At 31.3% G+C, this 22597-nt stretch carries 17 protein-coding genes; 4 read left to right on the forward strand and 13 right to left on the reverse strand.

All coding sequences use genetic code 11. From position 1 onward, the window contains the following. Nucleotides 1–47 precede the first annotated feature (47 nt). From ACZZZT_RS23270 to ACZZZT_RS23285, 4 genes are all read right to left on the reverse strand, one after another. A complete protein-coding gene (locus tag ACZZZT_RS23270; RefSeq protein ID WP_463462110.1) occupies nucleotides 48–656 on the reverse strand; it encodes an RHS repeat domain-containing protein in 609 nt (202 codons plus the stop codon). A 175-nt stretch (nucleotides 657–831) separates the two neighbouring features. After that, nucleotides 832–1350 carry a hypothetical protein gene (locus ACZZZT_RS23275; RefSeq protein WP_463462111.1) on the reverse strand — a complete coding sequence of 173 codons (519 nt, stop codon included), beginning with the start codon at nucleotides 1348–1350 and terminating at the stop codon, nucleotides 832–834. A 74-nt stretch (nucleotides 1351–1424) separates the two neighbouring features. Then, a complete protein-coding gene (locus tag ACZZZT_RS23280) occupies nucleotides 1425–2588 on the reverse strand; it encodes a hypothetical protein (RefSeq protein ID WP_463462112.1) in 1164 nt (387 codons plus the stop codon). Between the two features lie 14 nt (nucleotides 2589–2602). Continuing rightward, a complete protein-coding gene (locus ACZZZT_RS23285; RefSeq protein ID WP_463462113.1) occupies nucleotides 2603–3475 on the reverse strand; it encodes a hypothetical protein in 873 nt (290 codons plus the stop codon). An 866-nt stretch (nucleotides 3476–4341) separates the two neighbouring features. Here ACZZZT_RS23285 and ACZZZT_RS23290 point away from each other — a divergent pair. From ACZZZT_RS23290 to ACZZZT_RS23305, 4 genes are all read left to right on the forward strand, one after another. Then, complete coding sequence (locus tag ACZZZT_RS23290; RefSeq protein WP_463462490.1) at nucleotides 4342–4500, forward strand: hypothetical protein; 159 nt, start codon at nucleotides 4342–4344, stop codon at nucleotides 4498–4500. Next, nucleotides 4443–5282 carry a hypothetical protein gene (locus ACZZZT_RS23295; protein WP_463462114.1) on the forward strand — a complete coding sequence of 280 codons (840 nt, stop codon included), beginning with the start codon at nucleotides 4443–4445 and terminating at the stop codon, nucleotides 5280–5282. Before ACZZZT_RS23290 ends, ACZZZT_RS23295 begins: the two co-directional genes overlap by 58 nt. An 11-nt stretch (nucleotides 5283–5293) precedes the next feature. Further along, the gene (locus ACZZZT_RS23300) at nucleotides 5294–6478 is read left to right on the forward strand and encodes a hypothetical protein (protein ID WP_463462115.1); all 1185 of its coding nucleotides are present in this window, start codon (nucleotides 5294–5296) and stop codon (nucleotides 6476–6478) included. Nucleotides 6479–6966: 488 nt separating this feature from the next. Beyond that, nucleotides 6967–7560, forward strand: coding sequence for a hypothetical protein (locus ACZZZT_RS23305; RefSeq protein WP_463462116.1), 594 nt, complete (start codon nucleotides 6967–6969; stop codon nucleotides 7558–7560). Between the two features lie 462 nt (nucleotides 7561–8022). Here the strand turns inward: ACZZZT_RS23305 and ACZZZT_RS23310 are convergent, their stop codons facing one another. The 9 genes from ACZZZT_RS23310 to ACZZZT_RS23350 form a co-directional block, all read right to left on the reverse strand. After that, nucleotides 8023–12717, reverse strand: a complete 4695-nt coding sequence (locus ACZZZT_RS23310) for a hypothetical protein (RefSeq protein WP_463462117.1) — start codon at nucleotides 12715–12717, stop codon at nucleotides 8023–8025. Between the two features lie 115 nt (nucleotides 12718–12832). Beyond that, nucleotides 12833–15295 (reverse strand): TonB-dependent receptor, encoded by a 2463-nt coding sequence (locus tag ACZZZT_RS23315; RefSeq protein WP_463462118.1) that lies wholly within the window; start codon nucleotides 15293–15295, stop codon nucleotides 12833–12835. A 7-nt stretch (nucleotides 15296–15302) separates the two neighbouring features. Continuing rightward, nucleotides 15303–16646 carry a PKD domain-containing protein gene (locus ACZZZT_RS23320; RefSeq protein ID WP_463462119.1) on the reverse strand — a complete coding sequence of 448 codons (1344 nt, stop codon included), beginning with the start codon at nucleotides 16644–16646 and terminating at the stop codon, nucleotides 15303–15305. Between the two features lie 76 nt (nucleotides 16647–16722). Next, entirely contained in the window at nucleotides 16723–17964 is a 1242-nt protein-coding gene (locus ACZZZT_RS23325; protein ID WP_463462120.1) for an IPT/TIG domain-containing protein, read from the reverse strand. Between the two features lie 64 nt (nucleotides 17965–18028). Then, complete coding sequence (locus tag ACZZZT_RS23330; RefSeq protein WP_463462121.1) at nucleotides 18029–18871, reverse strand: hypothetical protein; 843 nt, start codon at nucleotides 18869–18871, stop codon at nucleotides 18029–18031. A gap of 1251 nt (nucleotides 18872–20122) precedes the next feature. Next, entirely contained in the window at nucleotides 20123–20518 is a 396-nt protein-coding gene (locus ACZZZT_RS23335; RefSeq protein ID WP_463462122.1) for a hypothetical protein, read from the reverse strand. Between the two features lie 177 nt (nucleotides 20519–20695). Continuing rightward, nucleotides 20696–21115, reverse strand: coding sequence for an SMI1/KNR4 family protein (locus ACZZZT_RS23340; RefSeq protein WP_463462123.1), 420 nt, complete (start codon nucleotides 21113–21115; stop codon nucleotides 20696–20698). 18 nt (nucleotides 21116–21133) lie between these two features. Then, the gene (locus ACZZZT_RS23345; RefSeq protein ID WP_463462124.1) at nucleotides 21134–21853 is read right to left on the reverse strand and encodes a hypothetical protein; all 720 of its coding nucleotides are present in this window, start codon (nucleotides 21851–21853) and stop codon (nucleotides 21134–21136) included. A 351-nt stretch (nucleotides 21854–22204) separates the two neighbouring features. Next, complete coding sequence (locus tag ACZZZT_RS23350) at nucleotides 22205–22579, reverse strand: hypothetical protein (RefSeq protein WP_463462125.1); 375 nt, start codon at nucleotides 22577–22579, stop codon at nucleotides 22205–22207. Between the last annotated feature and the right edge of the window lie 18 nt (nucleotides 22580–22597).

Genomic DNA, 22597 nt, shown 5'->3' on the forward strand with positions numbered 1-22597 from the left:
TAGATTTTAAGATCATCTTAAGATCGAAAGTTAAATGTTTTTGATAACTATTGCTGAGCTTTATAATGATACTCATTCTTCTTTAAAAATTTACCATCCTTGTCCTTAACGAATTTTAAGCGATTAAATTCATCGTATTCATAATATGTGGTATATCCTATGGGATCGGTAATGCTGGTAACACCTACTAAGGGATCATAAGTATAGGTAGTAACCATAGCACTTGTTAATGTTGTTCTAATTTTACTTAAGACGGTAATCATTGTAGCTTGATTGTATGTCCCGTTTTTGATATTAGATAGTTCTGTTCCAGTTAAAGTAGCTTCAACGGCAGCTACAGTAGCATTTTCTACTTTTGCTACTGGGTATTCTTCTTTATAACCCCATAGATATACCGTTGTAGTACCATCGGCTTGTTTATATTCAACAAGATTTCCATATTTCCCGTAATCTATAAAATCTACCTTTTTCTCATAACCATTTGTTGATCCGCCTTTGATGCTTTTAATGTTCTTTGGTAAATACATATTTTTAGAAACATTATTGTCATCAAGGTAAGACTTAACTTTAAAGTTATTGATAGTTCCTTGTACTAAACTTCCATTAATAGTAGTTTCTGATTGTATTACATGATCAATTACATTAGCTTCGGTCATGCTTGAAATTGTAGCTACAGTCGTTTCATCTATACCAGACAGTAAATCTTGGGGATATTTATTTTTAGAGACTATCGTTTCCCCCGACTATTGATCATCGTAGTTTTAGTTAAATTTTTGTGTAAAGGGTTTTCGTAGTCATAATTAGTTATTGTACTAATAGGATTATTTCCATTTACATCGTAAAGTGTTTCTGTAACTGTTTTTGGATGCCACCACTCTGAAAAAAATCATAAAAACGAATATCGGTACTTCCATTTACAGTTTCGCTGAGTTTATATAGTCTTACTCCTTTTATATTTTTCTGGGTATTTTCACGAATATATTCTGTTGAGGCTTCTTTTACCTTTACATTGTTACTATTAAAATATTGCTCTTTTAATAATTGTCCGTTAGTTAGATTAATCAAATTAGGCATTCCTGGTATAAAAGCTTCTAACGACAGCTCCTTTTCGTTTTTATAAAAATATTTAGATGCTCCTAAATTGTTGTTGTTAGAATCTACATCAGAGACAGTTACCTCGTTATAACCGATAACACTTCCTTGTGCTGAATTTCCAAAAGGAATGGCACTGTCTGAGCATCGAACCAAATAAGTATTAATCTGTTGAAAAACAAGGACAGGAGTATATTTAGCAACATACCCATTGGTAAGAATCGCGTTATTATAAAAAAACTGATAAGGGCTTATCAAAATACCTGTGGAAATATTGTTATTTTCATAAGTGTATATTTTTTTCTTAACAGATATTCCCTGATCGTTTGTTGTTATCGACTTAATTCGAAGACCAGCACCAATTTTTTTTGTTGTCGGATTTTTTTAACATATCGTGCAGCGGCTTCTATATTTACAGGTAAACCCGATGTATTATTTACTCTTAGTTTATAATTTCCTGCGGGCAAAAAAACAGTTAAGTAAGAATTAAAAGTTCCCTTATTAGCATCAAATTCAATCCATGGTGCTATAGATATAAGTTTTTTTCCATTTTGATCTTCCAAAGTCGCTGTCATTTTATCAGTAATTCCATTTGCCATAAGATTATATACATTGAAAGACAGGTGTACCATTGTAACTTTGTCTAAAGTAAATGGCATTTCACTGGTTTTTATAATGTCACTACCTAATATCTTTGCTGATTTAAATATTGGCTCATCTTCATAAAGTGTTTCCAACTCACTAGAATACTGGTTTGGTTCATATTCAAAATTAACTATTGCTCCGGCAGGATATCGGATCTTTTGCAAAACAGCCGCCTGTAATGAAGTACTGTCTACATTACGATTGGCTCCTGTTAAATAAATATTACTATCTGTTGTACCTTCATAAAATGGCACAAGTGTTTCTATTAAACTACCAGATATTGGCTTACTAATAATCATTTGGTCCTGCATTGAGAAACTTCTAAATTCATAATTTACTATAGAATTATTATTGCTCCCATTATTATACCCCCAATAATCAAGTGAATAAGATGTCTTTTCTGGCAGCAATGTTGTATTGTACGAAAAAATATAGGGTGGTACTTTTAGAATTTGATTATTTGTGTCTAAAGTGGATTCCTGCAGAGAATCTAATCTTAATCTTGATTTTCGTTCTTCATTATCAACAATCGGTGTACCATTACTGGATTGTAAGCTTGAAAAATAGCTATAATTAAAATCTACTTGTTTAATTAGCTTTCCATCAACATTGAACATTTTTGCAGTCTTTAGTCTTTTGGGTTTAGGGTCACTAGAAGTATATTTCCTTATATCTGTTCGGTCTTCTGTAATAAACTCTACAAATCCATTCGTAAATTCAATTTTTTTAAGATATACAGGATTTATCACCTGCTGACTGGCAGAATATAATTTTGTTCTTGAATTAATATCTATGTAGCGATAACTTAATTGGCTTCCTAAAATATCTTTAGAATTTAGAAAATCAGACATTTGTTCATAACGGCTTATTTGACTAATTGTTTTTCCTGAATTCTCATAAAAAAATTGATTGCATTGCCTTCAGGCGTAACGATTTTTGTTAAATACCAAGCACTGTCAAAAATAGGCGGGTCATACTTGGAAATTCTATCGTCATTCGGAGTTATAGGATCCGAACTCGACAAATTATAATTTGTTGTTGTTTCCACAGCATTTAGGGCAGCAGATCCTAAATAATATTTCCAACCATTTCCATCGGTCACAGTCCATATTTTTGAACTTATATCGTATAAAAAAATTAAATTGTTTTGATCAATAGATATAGCTCTAACAATCTCACCCGCTTGTTTTTCAAACACCAGTTTCCCGGAATAATTAAGGAAATTATAATAGAAAATATCCGGTTCCGGATCTAAAAATTCACTTTCTATACTGCTGTAATAATGTTGATCATAATAATCAAAATTACCAGTGTTAGGTAATGGCTTTGTAGGATCTGACCAATCAGGCAGATTTTGAGCCGTTGCGGGAGGCAATTGTGTTCTGATATAGCCACCTTGTTGTTTAAAGTCATCAAGCCCTCTGGTTTGTCTGGTAATCATACCTCCGGCATTCAGTGTCCAGCCTAAGCCAACCCAGCTTGCTTCTTCGGCTACTTTGATACCAGAAGCATGATAACTAACTGAAAGAGGTAGTGTTATTTTTCCTGATTTAACTTCCATTAAGGGAACTGAAATATTAGGCACACCTGTATAATGACTAACAGGTACATCTGCATACTGTGCTAATGACGATGCATTAGGAGAGGGAGGAACAATATTTGATAATCCTGTAGTTTGCGCTATGGATAAATCAAAAATTAATAAGAACAAAAATTGAAAGAATATATACTTTTTCATTAGCAGGGTTTATATTTATAAGATAAGGGAGTTTATATAAATTGTATTGATTTTGTTTTCAGTACATAACGCACTAAATTAGAAGTTTAATAATAAAATAAAATGGGTAATATTTTTTTAATGCAATCTGTTAAAAAAAATACTGTGATTTAGAATTAAGGCAAAAAAAATATTGTCAAGTTAAGATATACTCCCTCTAGTTAGTTAAAGATTTGTAACAGAATAAAATTCAATATTAAGCAAACAAAGAATTTGTTATTTGTTATAATGCATACCAAAGATGAGTTGAAATTTACAAAATCGATTTAGTAAAAAGAGAGTAGTGATTTTCATAAGCATTTATTGGGATTTAAATTTAAGTTTTTGTTTGACTTTGGAATGATATTGATTCAAAAGTAATCTTAAATTCATATCCTTAGTTTTTTTGAATCCTTTTTTATTAACAAATAATTGCTTTTTTTAAACATAAAAACAAAGCAAAAGATCTAACAACCCATCAGTTATATAATAAATTTTATTAAATAACATTTGTTTAGAAAAAATGTTTATAATTTATCCACAAATAACATCATAACGGAAAGTTTGAACCCTGAAAAACCTAGTATTTCATATATAATTCCGGCTTTGCTATGTTCGAAGTTTACTTAAGGTCAAAGGTTATTTACCATTTTTGTAAGTCTTTGCAATGAGATTGCTTCATCAGTATTTACTTCAATTTTTTTTCAATATAGTTATGGCACTCTTTACCGATATCCTTTTTATAACCACAAAAAATATGTTTTCAAAAAAACATAATGTAATACATTTTTAAACTACATTTACTTTGAAATACAAAAAAGCTTACAAATAATATTTATGAAAATATCATATTACTTAAACGAAGGCAGGAAAAAAACCTTTATTGCCGTATTAGTGATGGGACAGAAAGGACAACATTTAGCCTAGAGCATACCATTGACCCTAAAAAATGGAACGCCAAAAAGAAGAAGAAAAAGATATTGATATCTACTATTATACGCTACTAGATTTCAAGAAATACCTTGCTAACAGATATCATGAACTAAAGTCAGAGGGCAAGGAAAGCGTTTTAACAATACTAAAAAATGAAGCTACTACATTTCTTGATGGATCTGGAATAAAAGGCATTGCAAGAAAAATGTTTGATCTTGAAAATAAAAAAAATGGATTGCCAAAATACGATAATTTTCTTCAAGCGTTTGAAAAACATAGCAATCTCAAAAAAGACGATTATAAAGCAAAAACAGTTGGTGAACAAATACATTTCCACACCAATGACAGAGTTTACCAAATGGATACTTATGAAGGGAAAACAGCTTTTCTAAGATCCATAATAGATGGCAAATCTTATGATGAGATATACACCATGACAAATGAAGACATATGGAGTAAAATTTATGTAGATGCCGGTATTGAAAAGCATATTTTTCTACCGAAAACACTTAGTGAATGGGAAAATTATTGGAATAAAACATATCAGGAAGTAAAGGGAATTATTGGAAGAACAGAGCATCTTGACAAAATGAAACAGGAGTCTTGGCGAAAGTTTCAGGTCTATATGGAGTGTTACGACAGTGCTGGTGATGCTATAAAATTAGCTTATGAGCTAGAAGATTCAGTCCTTTATCCTCTTGCTGTTATTACGATGATACAGATCTTCGATGCTGAAACTTGTTATCAAGAATATTGTGAATTAGAATTTGACAGTAACGAATGGGAATCTATATCTTTTGATGATGATGAGGACTGGGATAGTCCTGTATTCTATATAAGACCTTATGAAATTTAAAACGTAAAGACATGTTGCACACTGATTACATCGACCCAGAATTTATCTCTTATCTTAACAGACATTGCACCGGTATAATGCAGTTGAAAGATAAGATTGAAAAAATATCGGTTTACTATGAACTGGCTGAAGCGTTTTCTAATCGAGCTTGCCGATTTTATATAGATATTGATTTGTTTGATTATGGAACTCTTTCTGATGAAGATAAAAGAAGCGCAAACAATTATTTTTATAATTCGCAAAATGAAACAGGCAACAAATTTGTTTCTTTCATCTATAAGTCTCAAAGAGATTATTATATGAACGCAGAGGTAATAAAATTGTTTATCTACCATTACCAGTTTGCTCAAAATATCTTTGATGGCTTTATAAAGAATGTAATACCTGCAATATGTGAAATAGAAATAGCATCCTTAGAGACAGAACCATTTTTCAATTATATATTAGACTTTCTAAGAAAGTCTAAATATTCAGAACAAAATGAGAATTCTTTTAAAAAGGAATACTTGAAGGCTACTAAAAGAGAGTTTGAGTTTGATTGTTATTATCATAATTATTTAATTGATGCGGCTGTCAAAGAATTACCAAGTAAAGAAGACATTGTGACAGATGAAGAGGTGTGTAATGCTGGAGGAGGCGATAAATCGGCGATCAGGAGATTCATTATAGAAAATGACATACCATTTTCTATCGGTTATCATACAAATGTAATTGATAATATCCAGATTAATGCTTCAATCCTTAAAGAAAAGATAACAAAAGATATTCCTGACAAATATTCTAATATAAGATCCGCTGTGATACTTAATCTAATTAAAAATAAGGAAGAGGCTAGATTTCAAAAAGATAAGATCTTCAAGGAAAAATGCGATATGTTAGCAGTTCAGTTAGGAGATTATTTATATATCGAAAATCAATATAACAGGAGTGATAGCGATATTATAGGAATAATAAAAAGTATTCACTTGAACTACGCCGAAGAGTTGGAAATTAAATACAACATCTTAAAGAAAGATTTAACTGAAAGTGGTTTATCCGTCAAGTCCGCAAATAGCAAAGAAATCGCCTACACACTACAATCAGAAATATTTCAAGACGAAAAAAATAAAGGATCATTACGAACTAAAGCTCATTTAATAACGCTTTTTAAAAGCAAGGGAAGTAAAAACCAAATATCCAAAACCAAAAGGAAATAAAAAGAACGTTGACGTTCTTGAATCAAAAGCAATATGGATAAATATTAATAATCTAACAAGGATGACCATATAAGCGCCAACTGGCGAGGTTATCGACCAAAGTAATTCAAGATAAATATCATCTCTTGAAACAGAGGTAATTGGTATAGACACAGATAACCAAAATGAGATTTTTGAAAGCTATGACGATTCTCTGCCAAAAATATTTACAAGAGGGGGTATAATTTTGATATTGCATTAACAGGGTCGAAAGTTCAAACCGTTTGTGCAAGTATTTTTGCAGGAGACAAAATTAATAACGGTTGGCATATAAGTCCTAAAGAGTCGAAATCTACAATGCACAGCTTTTCATAAGGAATACTGTGGGGAGCAGGGAAAATGATTTCTTCAAACCTATGTAACAGCACCAAAAATCTGAAGAATAAATTTATCTTTCTTAAATTTGCTCCAGTGACTGTAATGTTTTAATTGCTAACTTCCAAGAAAAAATGGACTTTCAGAATAATGAATTTTCAAAGATAGAATCATTAAAATCAAAGAAAATAACTTTTATAGCAAAGGCTTTAGGAGCATTTATTTTTGTGAGTACAATTTTAGGAATAATTAATTCCGAAATAATTATCATTGAATCTGGAAAACTATCTGTTGAATTTAAAATTTCTTCTATAGTACTATGCGTAATTCTTTTATCTTTTTTGTCATACTTCGTATTAAAGGATATAATTATTGTCAGAAAAAACAAAATTACCAAAGTAGTAGTTGATCAAAGTGGTTTGCATCATTATAAAGATGAAATAATTATTGAATCACTAACTTTTGAGTCTTTATATACAAATCCTGATCTAAAAAATTATGATGTAGTTTTATCTGAGGGTGAAGATGTAGGTTATGATATTTGTGTATATTATTTCGATAACTCAACGAGCACATTAATTTATAAAGCAATTATATTCAATACTCCATTTGTAATACGCAACAAAAAAGAATTAGAAAAACATTTCATAAAGGGCGTTTTAAAATTTCGATCCGATTTGAAAGTTTCACCAAAGGTTTTAGATTTATTAAATTTAAAGAATTCATAAAATTCAAAATTGTCTAGGCCTGAATTTACCTTACAGTATTTAACATTAATTCTATTTTTACCTTAGAGTAATGTTCAATTAGGGCAGTTGACGAAAAGCAAATCTTGTACATTAATGATAAAATCTATCGAAAAACAATTTCCAATAGACGCATTGAGTATAGATAGAAATACCTAAACGATAAGACCATCTTTTTAAAATTCTTTTTAGAGAATAACCGCCAGGCAAAATTCACTTAAAAAATATAAGCATTTTTTCATTATTAACTTTGTCATGAAGTATTTAGACACTCAAAGCACAACTCCGCAAACCGCTAACAATCAATTGCTATCACATTCCAGATAATACATCATAAAAAAACAACCCGAAGGTTGTTTTTAATTATAAATCATAGATTGAGAATATTATCAAATAATGTTTATCAAAATGTTTTGACATATCTTAAAATTTCATCATTAAAGATTATCTAAAATTATTATTGTTTTTATATTTATAGACAAACTCGTTCGACTGTTTATCTCCCGGAAGATTGTACTTCATTACTATTTCATAGTTTCCATAGCGCATAAAGAGAAAACTAGCACCCATAAAACGTTTGGCAATTGAATCGGCACTTGCATCTCCATTAACATAAGCGTTAATAATTTGGTTGTTTAAATCAACCCAATCCTGTTTGTAAAGCAATGGCATATTATATTTAAATGGAAAATTCCCTTTTGTCCATGCCTGGTTCACATTATTCTCTATGCTGGACATGTAATATGCATTAAGCGCAATTGCTTTTGCAGGAATAACGCCCAACTCTTCTGTATCTCTATTGTTGATAGAAAAATTACCATTTAGCGGATAATCTTTATATAAGTACGGGAATATATCAGCATTATAATACTCATCATTTAATTTAGACTGCGCAATTATTAAAGCTTTATTATCACTATAAGTCGCTCCTTGCAACTCTGTCAAATCAAATGCTTCCTGACTTGAAATAGTGTTAGTCAGATAAATAACATCTGAGTACAAAACTCCAAAATTATAATTTTGCGTATTTATCGCATTCATTTTAGAATTGAATGTTTTGTATTTACTTGTATTAAATGAATACGTTAAACGATCAATACTACCTTCTGCTTTTGATAATGCATCAGCTTGATTTTCTTTTATCTGTATATCATTTCCATCTTCGCTAATTGTATTTGTTTTTGTTTCTGCTGTAGTATTTTTTTGTGCAGCTTGTTTCAAATTACTTACTATAGAAAAGTTGTATTTTTTGTCCTGGTTAATATTTGGCAAATCATAATAAATTTCATTTGAGCCGGTATTATAATTAAAAGCTGTTGCCTTTGAATTAGAGGTTCCGTCTTCATCTACTTTGATACTAGTTTCCCAACTGCCATCTTCAAACAAGTAATCCTGACCACGCTTAAGTTGAATATAACCTTTTGGATATTCTTCCTCCAGAAAATATTTTTGATCTACAACAGGATAAGAATACTTAACGTTTGTAAGCGGAATATGATTAGGTGCACCACCTGTCTTAAAGAGTCTTTCTTCATATTCTGTAGCTACCTTTCCATCGACTTTTATGGGTTGAAAAACACCATTTATCATCTTTTGAAAACTAACTTCAACCTGAACTTTAAGTTCTTTATTTGGTGGCAAAATGTCTGATGATACAAAACTAACTTTATCTTTCATTGATCCCCATTCAAAAACACCTGGAATTTCGGTTGTACCATCAAAAACTTTGAATTTTTCTAGTATTACTTTATAGGTCACATCTCCTGCATCTTCAGGAATTACAAAAGCTTCGTTTACTTTCATTGAAAAAGCAGCTTGTGGTACAGCAAAAACATCTACATCAGTTGAACTTTGTTTTGGAGTTACATCTGTTATCAATTTAAGACCTCCTAACGGAGATGCATTTTCAAATTGACATTCTTCTCCAAGTTCAAATTTAAAACGGAATTTTCCTTTTATTAATCCTCCAAGAATATTCATGTTTCCGGCCACATAACCTCGCATCCAAACCGGATTTGGTAATTTTGCCTGCAATAAAACTGCAGCTCCTCCTGAGATAATTGGAACTTTGAATTTTAAAAATGATAATTTAACTCTAATCCCTAATTCACCCTGCAGATATGCATAAGATTGTCCGTTAGCATACCATCCGTTTATACCTACCTGATCTCCTGTATTAGAACATCTTGCTTCCTGATAATCTTTAAGCATAATATCGAATCCCATTCCTGCCTGAAAACGGGCATAAAAAAGCAAGAAACTTAAATCTCCGGTGTCAAAATCTAAGCTTGCACCAAAGGCTAAACCACCTCCATTTGCCAAAGCATTTTCATCACGCATATAATCTAATTCCTGAGCATCAACACCTAAAATTTGCGCAACAATCGCAGGCGGCGGCGGACTTCCCGGAAGAACTGTTCCTGCCATAAAGTAACTTGTTGTTTTTAAGAACATTCCGGCTACCCCTATTTTAATACCACATCTGTCATCTGGTGTTCCCATGTACATGTACCAGTCTTTTGGATCTTTATGGAAAACTCCCCAAACGGCTCGTCCTCCCGGTCCTATTCCTGAAAGAAAATTACCTGGCGTATTAATATATACATCTGTTGTAGCATGCATGGAATTATTTTCAAAATCAAATTCAATAGCTGCTGCCATTTTGATTCCTACTGCAGCTGATAAATCTCCGGGAATAGCTTCTTTAGCTTCCGGAATATATTTACTGGCAAAAGACCCCTTAAGATCACTATCTGTAACTCCTAGGAAACTTTTCTTTGATGTAACATTGGAAGACACTTTGGTCATTAAATCCGTAATATTTTTTAACCCCGGTATTTTGGCCATAACATTTGCTTTACCAAAAATAGCCAATCTGTTTACTCCCCCTTTTGAGTTAAAAGCCATTTCAAATCCGGCTTCACCGTCACAAATAGTTTCTGAGCCTACATGAAAGTAAATTAAAGCTTTAATCCCAAGACTTATTTTTTCATCTGGAGTATAACTTAATCCTGATGGAGAAAAATCACCAATAGCTACATCTGAATTTCGATGCATTTTATAATAAGCTCCACCTCCAAAACCGGTAATCATAAACGGAACACCTGGCGTAGGAGGGAATTTCACTGCGGCATCAAAATACCAGTATCTAAAAGTAGTCCGCCCGAAAATAGCCTTTGCCTTTACGTTCACGATTTTTGCTACATCTACCTCTAAATCAGCATTGAATCCATCTCCGTAAACAGGATCCTTTTCCATCAGGATAAGACCTCCTTTAATGGTTAATCCGCTAAATTCACAATTAATATTAATGGCAGATAAATCCAAACCATCGTATCGGCTTCGCTGTCTGTATCCGTCATCGTACATTTTACCTTTTATACCAATTCTGGCTGTGGCACCGGCTCCAATACTTTCCATCAGATTAATTCCTAAATCAAAATCGATTCGGGAATTGTCTCCATTAATGGCGACGTTTATATTTCCAATTGAAACAGGGAAATTACCAAAAGCAACTGTCCCTTTATAGCCCATATTTCGAACTGAAATAATAGGTGAAACGGTTTGCAATTGTAAATTCTCAAAAGAAATCCCTTTAAAATCAACTGTTTTTTTCCCTTCAACATCCTTTTCATCAGATGCTCCTTTATTAGTTCCGAAAGTAACTGTTCCGTTTAAATTGGCTTTTGGCAAAAATTTTCCGTTAACCAATTTTAATTCTACAGAACTATTAGGTAATAACAGGGCTTTTGCTTTCCAGATATCAAAAGCTATAGAATCTTTTGTAACAACAATTAATTGCTGTTCTTCCATGGAAATAAAACCATTATAAGCCAAACCTGCTCTATTTGTTTGGGCTGGTTTCGCCGGAGTTGTTGTTGGATTTGCCGTTCCAGTAGCCGGTGTTGTAGTAGTTGGGGCAGCGGCTGTGGTTTCTTTCTTTTCCGGCGTTGCTTTACTTATTGGCAAAAGAATCTGACCGCTCAAATTGGCTTTTACAAAAGTATTGGCGGCGATTGTTACATCAATATGGTCCAGAGAATAAGCCCACGATTTTTCCTGGCTTGTGATGCCTCGATCGAGTGGAAAAACATTATCTGCATAAAAAGTTCCCGACACTCCATATTTATCTATGATAAGATTTTGTGCACCTACATGAAGCCTTTCTTTACTTGATGCAGTATCGGTAGTTTGAAATTCTTTTGGCAAACCAACATCAAAAGTCTGGATGAACACACCTTTCCAGGCTTCCTGGCTTGGCACTAAAAGTGCATTTTTTGCATAATATTCAGGAAATATTACGGTCGGATCGTTTTTTAAATCACTTAAATCTAAAACTGCATTACTGACTAAAAACTGAAAATTACCTTCAAAATCTTTTCCGTTTCGTTTGTCTTTTAATGTAAAAGGCTGCAAGCTTACATTCACCAAAATATCGTTCCAGCTACTTGCCATAAAGCTAAACTCTCCTCTAACCCTATTTGGTATTTGAACAGTTTTTCCGTTATAATAGGTTTTTGGAACTGTAGTTTTTGCTTCGTCTACAGTTTTAGTTACGGGATCAATTGGTAATATAAGATTTCTTGAAAACTCTACTGCTCCGGAAATTTTCATTTCTTTAAAACCGTCGCAGTCAATCGTTACATACGTTAAATCCTTAACATCTCCGGTTGCTATTTCAAAACCGCCATATAGAGACACTTGCCATTTATTATCGCTAAACGGAATATCTACATTGCCCAGTAATACCAATTTAGCTTCGCCCATAATACCTCCCTGATGCGATAATTTTACATTATCAGCACCAAAAAACAATTGCATTGGCTGCCCATTTTTGTCTTTTTGCGGAATATCAACTCTACAGAAAACGGTCAAAGTAGTATATTCCGGCGAAAAAACAGCTTTGGTAATCCCGATGGAATACTGAACATTGTTTACTGTATTTCGAATTCCGATTGGCAATTCTACCAAATCCTGATTCGAAAATTTATCTACCCAGCGATCAGAAGCTTCTATCTTTTCAATAGCGCTCGAAGCTGCACCTGCTTCTTTTGGGGCTGCAAGATCCTGCCCGTAAGAAAAGACAACTGAAAGTAAAATAAATAATACCGATAGATGTATTTTGTAAAATTTTTTCATAAGCAAATAATCATGTTTTTTTTGTAAATGAAGCATAATAACTTCTCTATATTTTAAGCCTGACTTCTATTGAAACGATTCTAAAACCCTTCTTATAAAAAAGAGCAATATCCTTTTAATTAATCTTTAAATATTTAAATTCAACTTCATCATCTTTGACATTTTTAAGGGCTAAATCATGATAAAAAGGAATTAATTTGATTTTTAATTCTTCAATTACTTCTGTATCTGTTTTTTTCTCTTTCATCATTTTAAAGAATTGATTAAGTTCTTGTTTATTAAAGTTTGAAAGATTTTCATTTTGGTGAATTTCAGCTGCAGGTGTATTTGCCAATATTGAAATTTCATTAATCATCCATCTATGGACTAATAAAGGCTGTAATTTTTTATTTTTTCGCTCAACTAATTTCAAATACGATTTATAACTCGTTTTGTCTGTTATATCTTCTTCATTTACACCGTGTAGTTTATGTTTATTTACTCTTCCAAGTGCCATAACATAATCATTTTCAAAACTTTCATCTTTTCGCTTCATTTCTTCTTGTAAACTTTTTACAGTTTCAAGAATATAATTGTTGTACTTGTCTAAGATGTCATTATTTAAATCATATGCTTTTAAATAATTTAAAGCTTTTTCTTTAAAGCTTTCATCATCAGGCGTCAAAGTTGTAAGGGTCAGCAAATGCTGCAATTCATCTGAATCTTCCTTTGGAATTGGTCGCAAAGCAAGTTGAAGATCCTGTAATTGTTTTATGATTTCATCTCTGGTTCCCTGATATGTCTTTTCTTTATAATTTATTTTTAAAACAGGATTTAAAACAATTTCCTTTTCTTTTTTAGATTCTTTTTTTGCGGGTAATTTTATTTTATCAATCGAGTATGCGTAATTGAATGTAGCAGTCAAATCATTAAATTTTTGAGTATTTGTGCTGCTTCTAAACATCGAAATAATATTCAGACTAAAATTATGTTGCTCTAGCAGCGTATAGCTATTATTGAACTTAATTCCAAAAACAGAACTCGAATTCATATCTCCCTGAGAGTTATTATACAGAAATCCCAAATTTGTATTTAGTTTGTCTTTAAATAACTTCTTAGAAGCTCCAACTGAAGCTCCGGTTGAGGAACTATTGTTTATACCCACTTGATTATTAGTGTAATTAAGTGAGCTGTTTAAGCCAACTTTCATTTCGATAAAATTTATCGAATGCGCCAAATTATAATTTTGAACGGTACTTGCCTGACCTCTGCGTATTACTCCACCCTGCTCATTTGCCTGACCAGCAATACTATAATTGAAATTTAAATTTTGATTTCTTTTGCTTCCAAAAGCATAAGACATATTTACATTTGCATTTTGCGACAATTGTCTATAATCTAAAGTATCGGATACTACTACATTTGGGTTGTTTATGAGCTCAAACTGATCCAGCTTTTTATTTGTGTAAGTTGAAAAATTAGAATAACTACCCGTAATATTAATTTGATCTGTTACTCTATAATTCATGTTAATGGAACCAACAACACGCTTGGTATCCTGCTTTTTTTCTTTCGCTAAATCGTCTCTTTGAAATCCTAAACTGGTCGATACCGTAATTTTATCCTGATAAAAGGGACGCGAAAAACGCAGCGCAATATTTTCTAAATCATTATTAAAATATAATGCTCCTAATGTATTGTAATTAGGATCTATACGCTCATAAGTTAATCCTACAATGCTTTTTTGAATATTATAATCAAAATTTACATTTAATGCGTTCATAAAATTTGTGCTTTCTTTACTGGAAAATAACTTATCCCTAAAATTTCCACCCGAAAGGGTATTACTTCTGGTATCATCGGTTAAAACAGACAAAGCATATTCAACATTTAAATTTAAATTTTTGATTACAGATGTACTAAAAGTCAAACTGTTTACAAAATTTTCTTTTGGTGTTACTCCTTTGTCAGTAATCATTGTTAGTGAATTAACATCGTCTTTGGCGTAAAAACCAATCCAGCCAAGTTTATATCTTTCTTTTTCAAAACCTATTTTTGCTCCGTAACCAAAACGTTGGTATACCGGAATTCCGCCTAAAGCTTCTTCTTCTGAAACTGCTTTTAATAATTGTCCTCCCATTAAAGTTATTTTAAAGGGGCTTTGCGGAGTAAGTTCTAAACCAACTCCTTTAAACGGAAAACCACTTAAGGTATAAGGCGAAAAAGTCATACTTACATTGCCTATATAAGCTTTTACCCACTTATATTTTGGCATAATACTTAATCTGTTAAAATCAAATGGGGCTGTATAACCTAAGTTATTTCCCTGATTGGTAATACTATAAAATAACGGAACGCTAAAATTAAAAGCACTAATGTTTAAATTTCCTGATAACAAATAAGTAAAAGGTTCACGTGAATTTTGCGTATCAGCATTAGATGTATAATACATCATATTCGCATTTACATTACCCGTAACTTTAAAATTTGGCTTATAAAAATTCTCTAAGTCTACATCTTGAGCATATCCCTTCCTGCAAAAACAACAGGCAAAAACAATACATAACCAAAACAAGATCTTCTTATTCTCTCTCTTCATTTATTGGTTATTGTTTTTGTACTTTGATGTCACATAGAATATAAGAACTTGCTCCGTTCTTAACCATATCTTTAATTTTTATGGCTCCTTTTCTTCCGTCTTGTGTTTTAAATAAAATGATTCTTGGGTAGACCAATCCAAATTGCTGTTCTCCTGCAGCGCTGTAACTTATGTTTAAAGATTTTATCGGACTGTCATTTACCATAGCGTCAAACTGCGATTCTGTGAAATTTAAGCCACAGTTACACAAGTTTTGAGAATTTATAAAAATGGTGCTTTGTGCATTTTGTAACGGCAAAAACCCGTAATTACTGGCCTGATCCGGCGATATAAATCTATTATAAGTAAAATTGCTGTTTAATCCCTGAAAAACGATATCTATAAGACCGCTATTCTGGTCGTTTATTTCATTTGCTTTGTAAACCTGCCTCGTTACTGTCGAGAACATAGCTCCAATATTATTGTTGTTATGTGCCGAATTTATTCCTAATTTAATATTAGTTAATGTGCGCAAATTAGTATCTGGTAAAACCGTAATAGTCGCTTTAAAAATTTGGCTTGTTTTGTCATTAAAGGCCTCTAAAGTAACTTCATGACTACCAGCACTTGTAAAAACAACTTTAGGATTTTCTTCTGTTGATATCGATGGATTTCCGCCTTCAAAACTCCATTTATAACTAGTGGCACTAATCGATTTATTAGCAAAATTAATGGTTACGGGAGCCTCATTATCATCGTCTTCAAAATTTGGCTCATACGAAAACAGGCTCACTAAATAAGGAGCAACAGTTATGGTTTGAGTTTGTTTTTCTGATTCAAAACCATTTGAAACAGTAAGTGTTATAAGATGATCTCCAGGAGTTGTAAATACCACATTGGGAGGTGTTTTCCCTGTAAAAGTAGCAGGAACTCCATCCTGAAAATCCCATTTAAAGGTTACCCCTTCACCAATAGTAGAATTTTTCAAAACTACCTCAACCGGAGAGTAATTGCTTTTTATAATTTCATGGGTAAACTCAATATTAATTCCCTCTTTTATTACTACACTTTTACTAAATTCTTTACGTTCTCCGTCTACATTTGTAGCTATTAATTTAATGGTATAGGTTCCTTGCTTTTTATATAATACTTCACCCGGATTTTTTGCAGACGAAATAGCGGGATCACCACCTTCAAATGTCCATTCGTAAGTATCTGCCCCGGTAATTTTATTATCAATTTTAATAATGACAGGTATTGATTCATCTTCGTTGGCATACGAAGTCGTAAAATCACCCTCTATGACTATAGCGGTTTCCTGATAACAAGAAGTAATAACAATAAATAAGAGTAAGAGTAAAGTTTTTTTCATTCAATTTATTTTAAAACATTACAGCTTTTAAGGCTGTAATGTTTTTTATACTATATAAAATTTCTACTGCTAAAAATTATAAATAACGTTTGATTATTTTATCTTCAGAAAAGGCCCAGACAACATTGTTTTTGTATGCAATAGCACCAATTTTCTGGCTGTGTGTATAATCTAAAGTCCAGACAGCACCACCATTTGTAGTTTTGTAGATTTTATTTTCTAAAATCGCCCAACCCGTATTAGCGTCTTTAAAAGTGAACTTAGTGAACAATTCGCTGTTGTAAACCTCAGTCCAAGAATCACCTCCATTGTTGGTTTTAAATAACTTCACGTCTAATAAAGATTGATTGTAATGATTAATTAAAAGAAAACCGTTTTCGTTATCAACAAAACAAATTTCTCTGGCAATATACCCCACTTCTTCATTAACAAATGGGTACTCTTTCCATCCATCAGTTGTATTATTTTTAAATAAAATAAAAGGTTTATTACCCCCCGCTGTAATAGGTTTATAACCAATTACCCAAATATGATTGTTATCTATTTTCGTTGATTGAAAAAGATTTGCAGTAGTACCGCTAAGTTCATAACTTTTCGTAAAATCAAGTCCGTTAGATGTTGTGTAGACCTTTCCGTTTTGTGTCACAGCTGTTCCGTCTTTCATGTTGGCATCTACATATATTGAGTAATAAACATCATTGACGTTTTCTATATTCGCAAATGCTTTTGTAACTACAGCACCACCCGCTGTTATTTTTGTCATCTTAGGATTTCCGATTCCGCTGCTCCATCCTTCATTATTTATAGTTGCATGAAACACTCCTCCTTCTGCCCATTGTTTCCATGTAATACCTCCGTCTGAAGTTTTTGTACCTGAAAAGTATAGGCTTTTATCACTTTCCATCTGAATATTAGCTGTTGCTCCATCATTTTTTAGGCTGTTTTCTTGTATTACCCAAGCTGTAAGAGAATGAGCAGGAAGAATACCAATATTACCTTCGTAATCATTTTTTACTTCATTCGTTAAGGTTTTATTTTCTATTGCGATCTCTAATTTTGGGAGAACTTTCTCTGTTTGAGGCAATACAAATTTAATTTCGGTAGCAGTCGCAGAAACTATTGTTGCTACAACACCATCAAAAGTTATTTTGATATCGCTTGCTTTATCTGAAAAATTTTCGCCATAAATGCTAACTGTTTCTCCTGTTTCACCTGAGCTTTTAGAATATGATGTTATTTTTGCTGTTTTTATTACTACAACCGGTGGTTCCGGAGTTGGAGTTGAATTATCTCCTGAATCTGAACTACAGCTATTCAACGTAAAAAAAATTGCAACACCGACACTAGTAAAATTCTCTTTTTCATTATTTTTATATTTCTGTTTACTTAATTATTTTTTTACTTCCTAAAGTATAACCATTACCTACCAAAACCCTTGCAATATTCATCGCCGTAATATCTTTACTCATTTTATATCCTATCGGATTACCTCTATTATCAAAAGTAGCTTTTAGAACTTTTTTATCGAATGTAATCAGCTCCTGATTTAAAAATTTATCATAACCTGAAACCATTCCGGCTTTTGCAAACCATGTCGCTATCAGATAACCATCTAAGTCAGTAACTTCGTATTTTAACTCTCCGTTTGTAGAAGGCGAAGTCATTTTGATATACCCGATTTTTCTATCGTTTGGATCCTGATTTTGTGCTTTTATACTATAAATAACACCTGTATCATCAATTGCCAACTGATAGGTATCTGCCACGCTGTTTGCTTTGTCAATATCCCCCTGAACTCCCATTTTTTTTGCGGCTATACCTGCTGATGGTCCGTTAATAAAACTTTCAATTGTTTCTTTATTTAAACCTTCTGCAGTAATATAATTTCTGTCAAACAGTTCATAAATAACACTTCTGTCATAATTAAAGGCACTGAATTTTCTGCTCTTATTCTTAAATTCTAATTCATTTGACTTTCCTGTAGCCTCATCTTTAAGTTCAATCCATGGAAGGTCCATCGAAGTATCGTTAGGAACACTCTTTAACTCAGCTGTCACGTAATAACTTTTATCTAAATTGTAAATTTTAAAAGTTGGTTTTTTACCTTCTATGTAACCAATTGTTTTTTCATCGAGTTTTATTTCTCCTTTATCGATTTTTATTTTTTGCGCAAAACTGCAAGTGCTTATTAGCACAATTAGTAGGGTCAAAATGTTTTTTTTCATGGTGTTTATTCTTTTATTTATCTTTTGTTTTTGAAAGCTTTATTTTGCTTTCCGCTATTAATGATTTTTAAATATCGATTATTATTTTTTATTTGTCTTATTCACATCTTAAATAGTTAATATTAAGGGCGCTAAGTTAATAAATTTCATAAGACAAATACTACTTTTATTGCAGACGTATTATTTTCTCGCTGCGCTCAAGAATATTTTGCTCTAAACGCTATTAACTAAAATGTTATTTAACAATTTTTTGACGAGGTATTAATAATCCTTTCTGTTCGAAGTCTCCCACTTCATTTCCTCTCCAATCTATTACAAAATTGTATTTATTTTATTTTAATGAACGCTTTTTATAATTTATGTCTTACTTTGTCTTGACGAGAAAGATGCACGCGCAAGCGGGGATTACCATCAAGCTCTAATCGTCTACATTCTCAAACATTAACTATTTTCTCCTTTTATATATTTTCGATAATATTTCAAACTATATAGCGGAAAAAAAGCTACAAAAATTGGAAGATAAATAAAACTGAATGCTTCTTTCATCTTAAAATAAAATAACTCTAAAATAATCATAGCACAATAAAAAAATATTGGTATAAAAAAATGATATTCTTTAGAGTTTGTTTCGTCAAAATATATAGATAAAGAAGAAACGAATAGAACCGTATATGATGGTACAATATATACAAGCATTACGGTTTCAAACATTAATGACCTAGACTCCCCACGGAAATTTAAATCTACAAAATACAAAAGCAAGATTAAGCCTATGAAATAATTAAACAACAGGTAAGATTTGCTTCTATATGAAATGTAGACAATAGAAAGTAAAAAAATATTTGTAAAATGTAACTTAACATAATTTATTAATTTATTGTTATAACAAATGCTTCAATAGTTGTTAAAGAACTCGGCAAGGATACAGCTCCACTAGCTGAAGAAAATTGTTTAACAATTACTCTGTCAGTTCTTGTAACTTTTATCCGTGAAGGAGGAATTCCGTGTTCTCCTAAATACTTTACTGTATATTCTACTACATTCACAGCTCTTTTTTCATAACCCTGCTGTGCGAAGTCTCTCGACTTCGTAAATCTTTTTTTGAATTAATTCTTAATTTTATATCTTTTTTTAGATTAGAATTTATTTCAAGATTAGAATATTTACTAAATAGCTGTCTTGAATCTAATGAAGACACTAGTCTATTATCTTTATTGAATACTAAATATTGTGAGCCCATTCTTTAATACTTTATTTTGTGAAATATGACATTGGAAGCCCTTTCAATAAATTACTTGAAGCATCAGATACATGTTTTGTCCAACTTTCTAATTCAAAATTAACATCTCCACTAAAATCAGCATTATTAAATCTATTATCGATTTTACATATTTCAATATAAACATCTTGTATATCCTTATATAATGCATTAAAATCTCTAAAATAATAAAAGTGAGATGTTGTAGAAGCAATTTCTATGATAGCAGAAACTGAATTTGAACTTACTTTTTTTAAAGCAATTTCACATCTTATAATTTCAAATGACATAATAATAAACATATCTGCAGCTGTAATACCTTGTGAATCGTATTTATCTTTTACCCCTTGAATTACATTATCTATTTTCTCTAAAATTAAACTATCCATACTTTTTTTAGTGTGCTACATCTTCTGAAATCATTTTGATATTATGCTGTAATTTATCCGTTATATACTGTAAAAATCCTGTATTCATTTTGGTCTTTAATACTTTCGTGTTTTCCAAAATTTCGTAAGTCCCCTGCTGACACGAGCATCTTGCTCGTGAACCCTCTCATATATCACCTAAATCTCCTCCATCAATATTTTCTCTCTGATATACTTTCTAAATGTTTTTCCTGTATAGTGAAGCTCATTTGAATCGTGCCAAAACTCAATAACTTCATCTTTATTACTTAATATATCAAACCCAGCAAAATCACCTGAATAATTATCACCAAACAACTTAATATTATCAGGTAAATAATAGATGCCTTCCAATCCTAAATCATTAAAATCAAATAAGACATTCATTACCTTAAACTGTGATTCCATTATATTCCCAGAACCTACTTCTAATAAATAATCAAAAAAATCATTAGGTAAATTTGGATAACTCTCTTTTAAATCATTAATTTCGGAAACAGTACTTCTAATTTTATTATTAATTAATTTATCTTGATTTTCATTTTTCTCTAGAAAATTCAATTCTTTTTCAAAACTCACAGTAAAATACTTAATTTGCTATTTAACAATTTTTTGATGAGGCATTAATAATCCTACTGTATCTTCATAATAAATAACCTCTCTATCAAATAAAACACCATCTTCTGAAAAGTCATTCAAACCTAAATTTTCAAATTCAAATTTATTTGCCCCATAATCAAAACATAGTTTTTTTAAATCTCTTAAAAAACTATTTAGCCTTGGGGTATTTAAATAGGCCAATTCAGAATTATCAACCCAAAAACCCTTACCTCCTATATTGGGATCTCTTTTTGTTTTTTTATTATCAATCCATAAATTGAATATATCATTATCTATGTAACATATTAATTCTGTCTCATACTCTCGCATTATTAATTCAATTCTTATTGGAATAGAACCATGTGAAGAAAATTTTGTCTTACTGTTTTCCAACGTAATTAATGGATCGATAGAAACTATCTTTTGAGCAACTTTATCATTTGAATTAAGAAATAAATAAGATGGAAAATAATAATTACTATCCTTTTTATATAAACGATATAAAGAAGTAGTTTCTAAATCTAATACATCAAAACTATTAATAGGAACTGCTATTTTATATTTTTCAGTAAGCTCTATATATTTTTTAATAAAATTTATTCGATCATTTAAAAAAGATTCTTCATTCCATGTATAGTTATAATAAACACATAGTTCTCCTTCAAAATCACACCAATAATCTGACGACTTATCTACTTTGATATCAAATCTTTTCATTACCACTCTGTATTTTTGATTATAAATCTCCCTTGACCATTTTCAACGTGCAATTCCTTAACGGCTTCACCTGCTGACGCGAGCGTCTTGCTCGTGCACACAGTCTAATCAATTTATTACTCTAACTAGTCTGATCATTGTCTCCTCAATTTCTTGCTAAACTATGTTTTTCAATTTGCCAGATTGGTAACAAAAACTGTTTCGATTGGATTATTATGAATGGAATTTAGCATTTGCTGAAAAACTTTAAAGACTAAATTTCAATGAACATATATTATTTTTTATTTAGCATGAACTAAATCCTTTCTATCACGAGCAAGATGCTCGCGAGAGCTGAGGGATTTTTTTATATTAATATTTACAATAATTTATTTTCTTTTTTGTCTCACTTTCCATTATATCTATATAATCAAATTCCATTACGCCATTATTATACTTTTCCCATGGAGCAAGATAATCTTCATTCTTTTTTATATAAAAATCAATCAATTTCAAGATTTTTTCTCTATTAAACGTTTCTCCATAATAATTCTCTATCCTATCAAACTCTTCATAATTATTTATTGCGTTATGTAATAATAGTAACTGATTTTTAAAATTGTTTTCTCCAAGTATTATGATAGAATCTTCTAGTGAAAATTCTTCACTTATTGGGCTTATTTTAAAAATTGGATTGTATGTTGTATAAGGTTCTCCCCAATCAAATTTTTTTCTTGTACATGGCAAAAAGGAATTGTACTCTTA

The organism is Flavobacterium sp. AC274 (genome assembly GCF_979258275.1).

Coding starts and splice junctions, on each gene's coding strand:
- ACZZZT_RS23270 (WP_463462110.1), bottom strand. CDS start 656: ATGACCGAAGCTAATGTAATTGATCATGTAATACAATCAGAAACTACT.
- ACZZZT_RS23280 (WP_463462112.1), bottom strand. CDS start 2,588: ATGTCTGATTTTCTAAATTCTAAAGATATTTTAGGAAGCCAATTAAGT.
- ACZZZT_RS23285 (WP_463462113.1), bottom strand. CDS start 3,475: ATGAAAAAGTATATATTCTTTCAATTTTTGTTCTTATTAATTTTTGAT.
- ACZZZT_RS23295 (WP_463462114.1), top strand. CDS start 4,443: ATGGAACGCCAAAAAGAAGAAGAAAAAGATATTGATATCTACTATTAT.
- ACZZZT_RS23300 (WP_463462115.1), top strand. CDS start 5,294: ATGTTGCACACTGATTACATCGACCCAGAATTTATCTCTTATCTTAAC.
- ACZZZT_RS23305 (WP_463462116.1), top strand. CDS start 6,967: ATGGACTTTCAGAATAATGAATTTTCAAAGATAGAATCATTAAAATCA.
- ACZZZT_RS23310 (WP_463462117.1), bottom strand. CDS start 12,717: ATGAAAAAATTTTACAAAATACATCTATCGGTATTATTTATTTTACTT.
- ACZZZT_RS23315 (WP_463462118.1), bottom strand. CDS start 15,295: ATGAAGAGAGAGAATAAGAAGATCTTGTTTTGGTTATGTATTGTTTTT.
- ACZZZT_RS23320 (WP_463462119.1), bottom strand. CDS start 16,646: ATGAAAAAAACTTTACTCTTACTCTTATTTATTGTTATTACTTCTTGT.
- ACZZZT_RS23330 (WP_463462121.1), bottom strand. CDS start 18,871: ATGAAAAAAAACATTTTGACCCTACTAATTGTGCTAATAAGCACTTGC.
- ACZZZT_RS23335 (WP_463462122.1), bottom strand. CDS start 20,518: ATGGATAGTTTAATTTTAGAGAAAATAGATAATGTAATTCAAGGGGTA.
- ACZZZT_RS23345 (WP_463462124.1), bottom strand. CDS start 21,853: ATGAAAAGATTTGATATCAAAGTAGATAAGTCGTCAGATTATTGGTGT.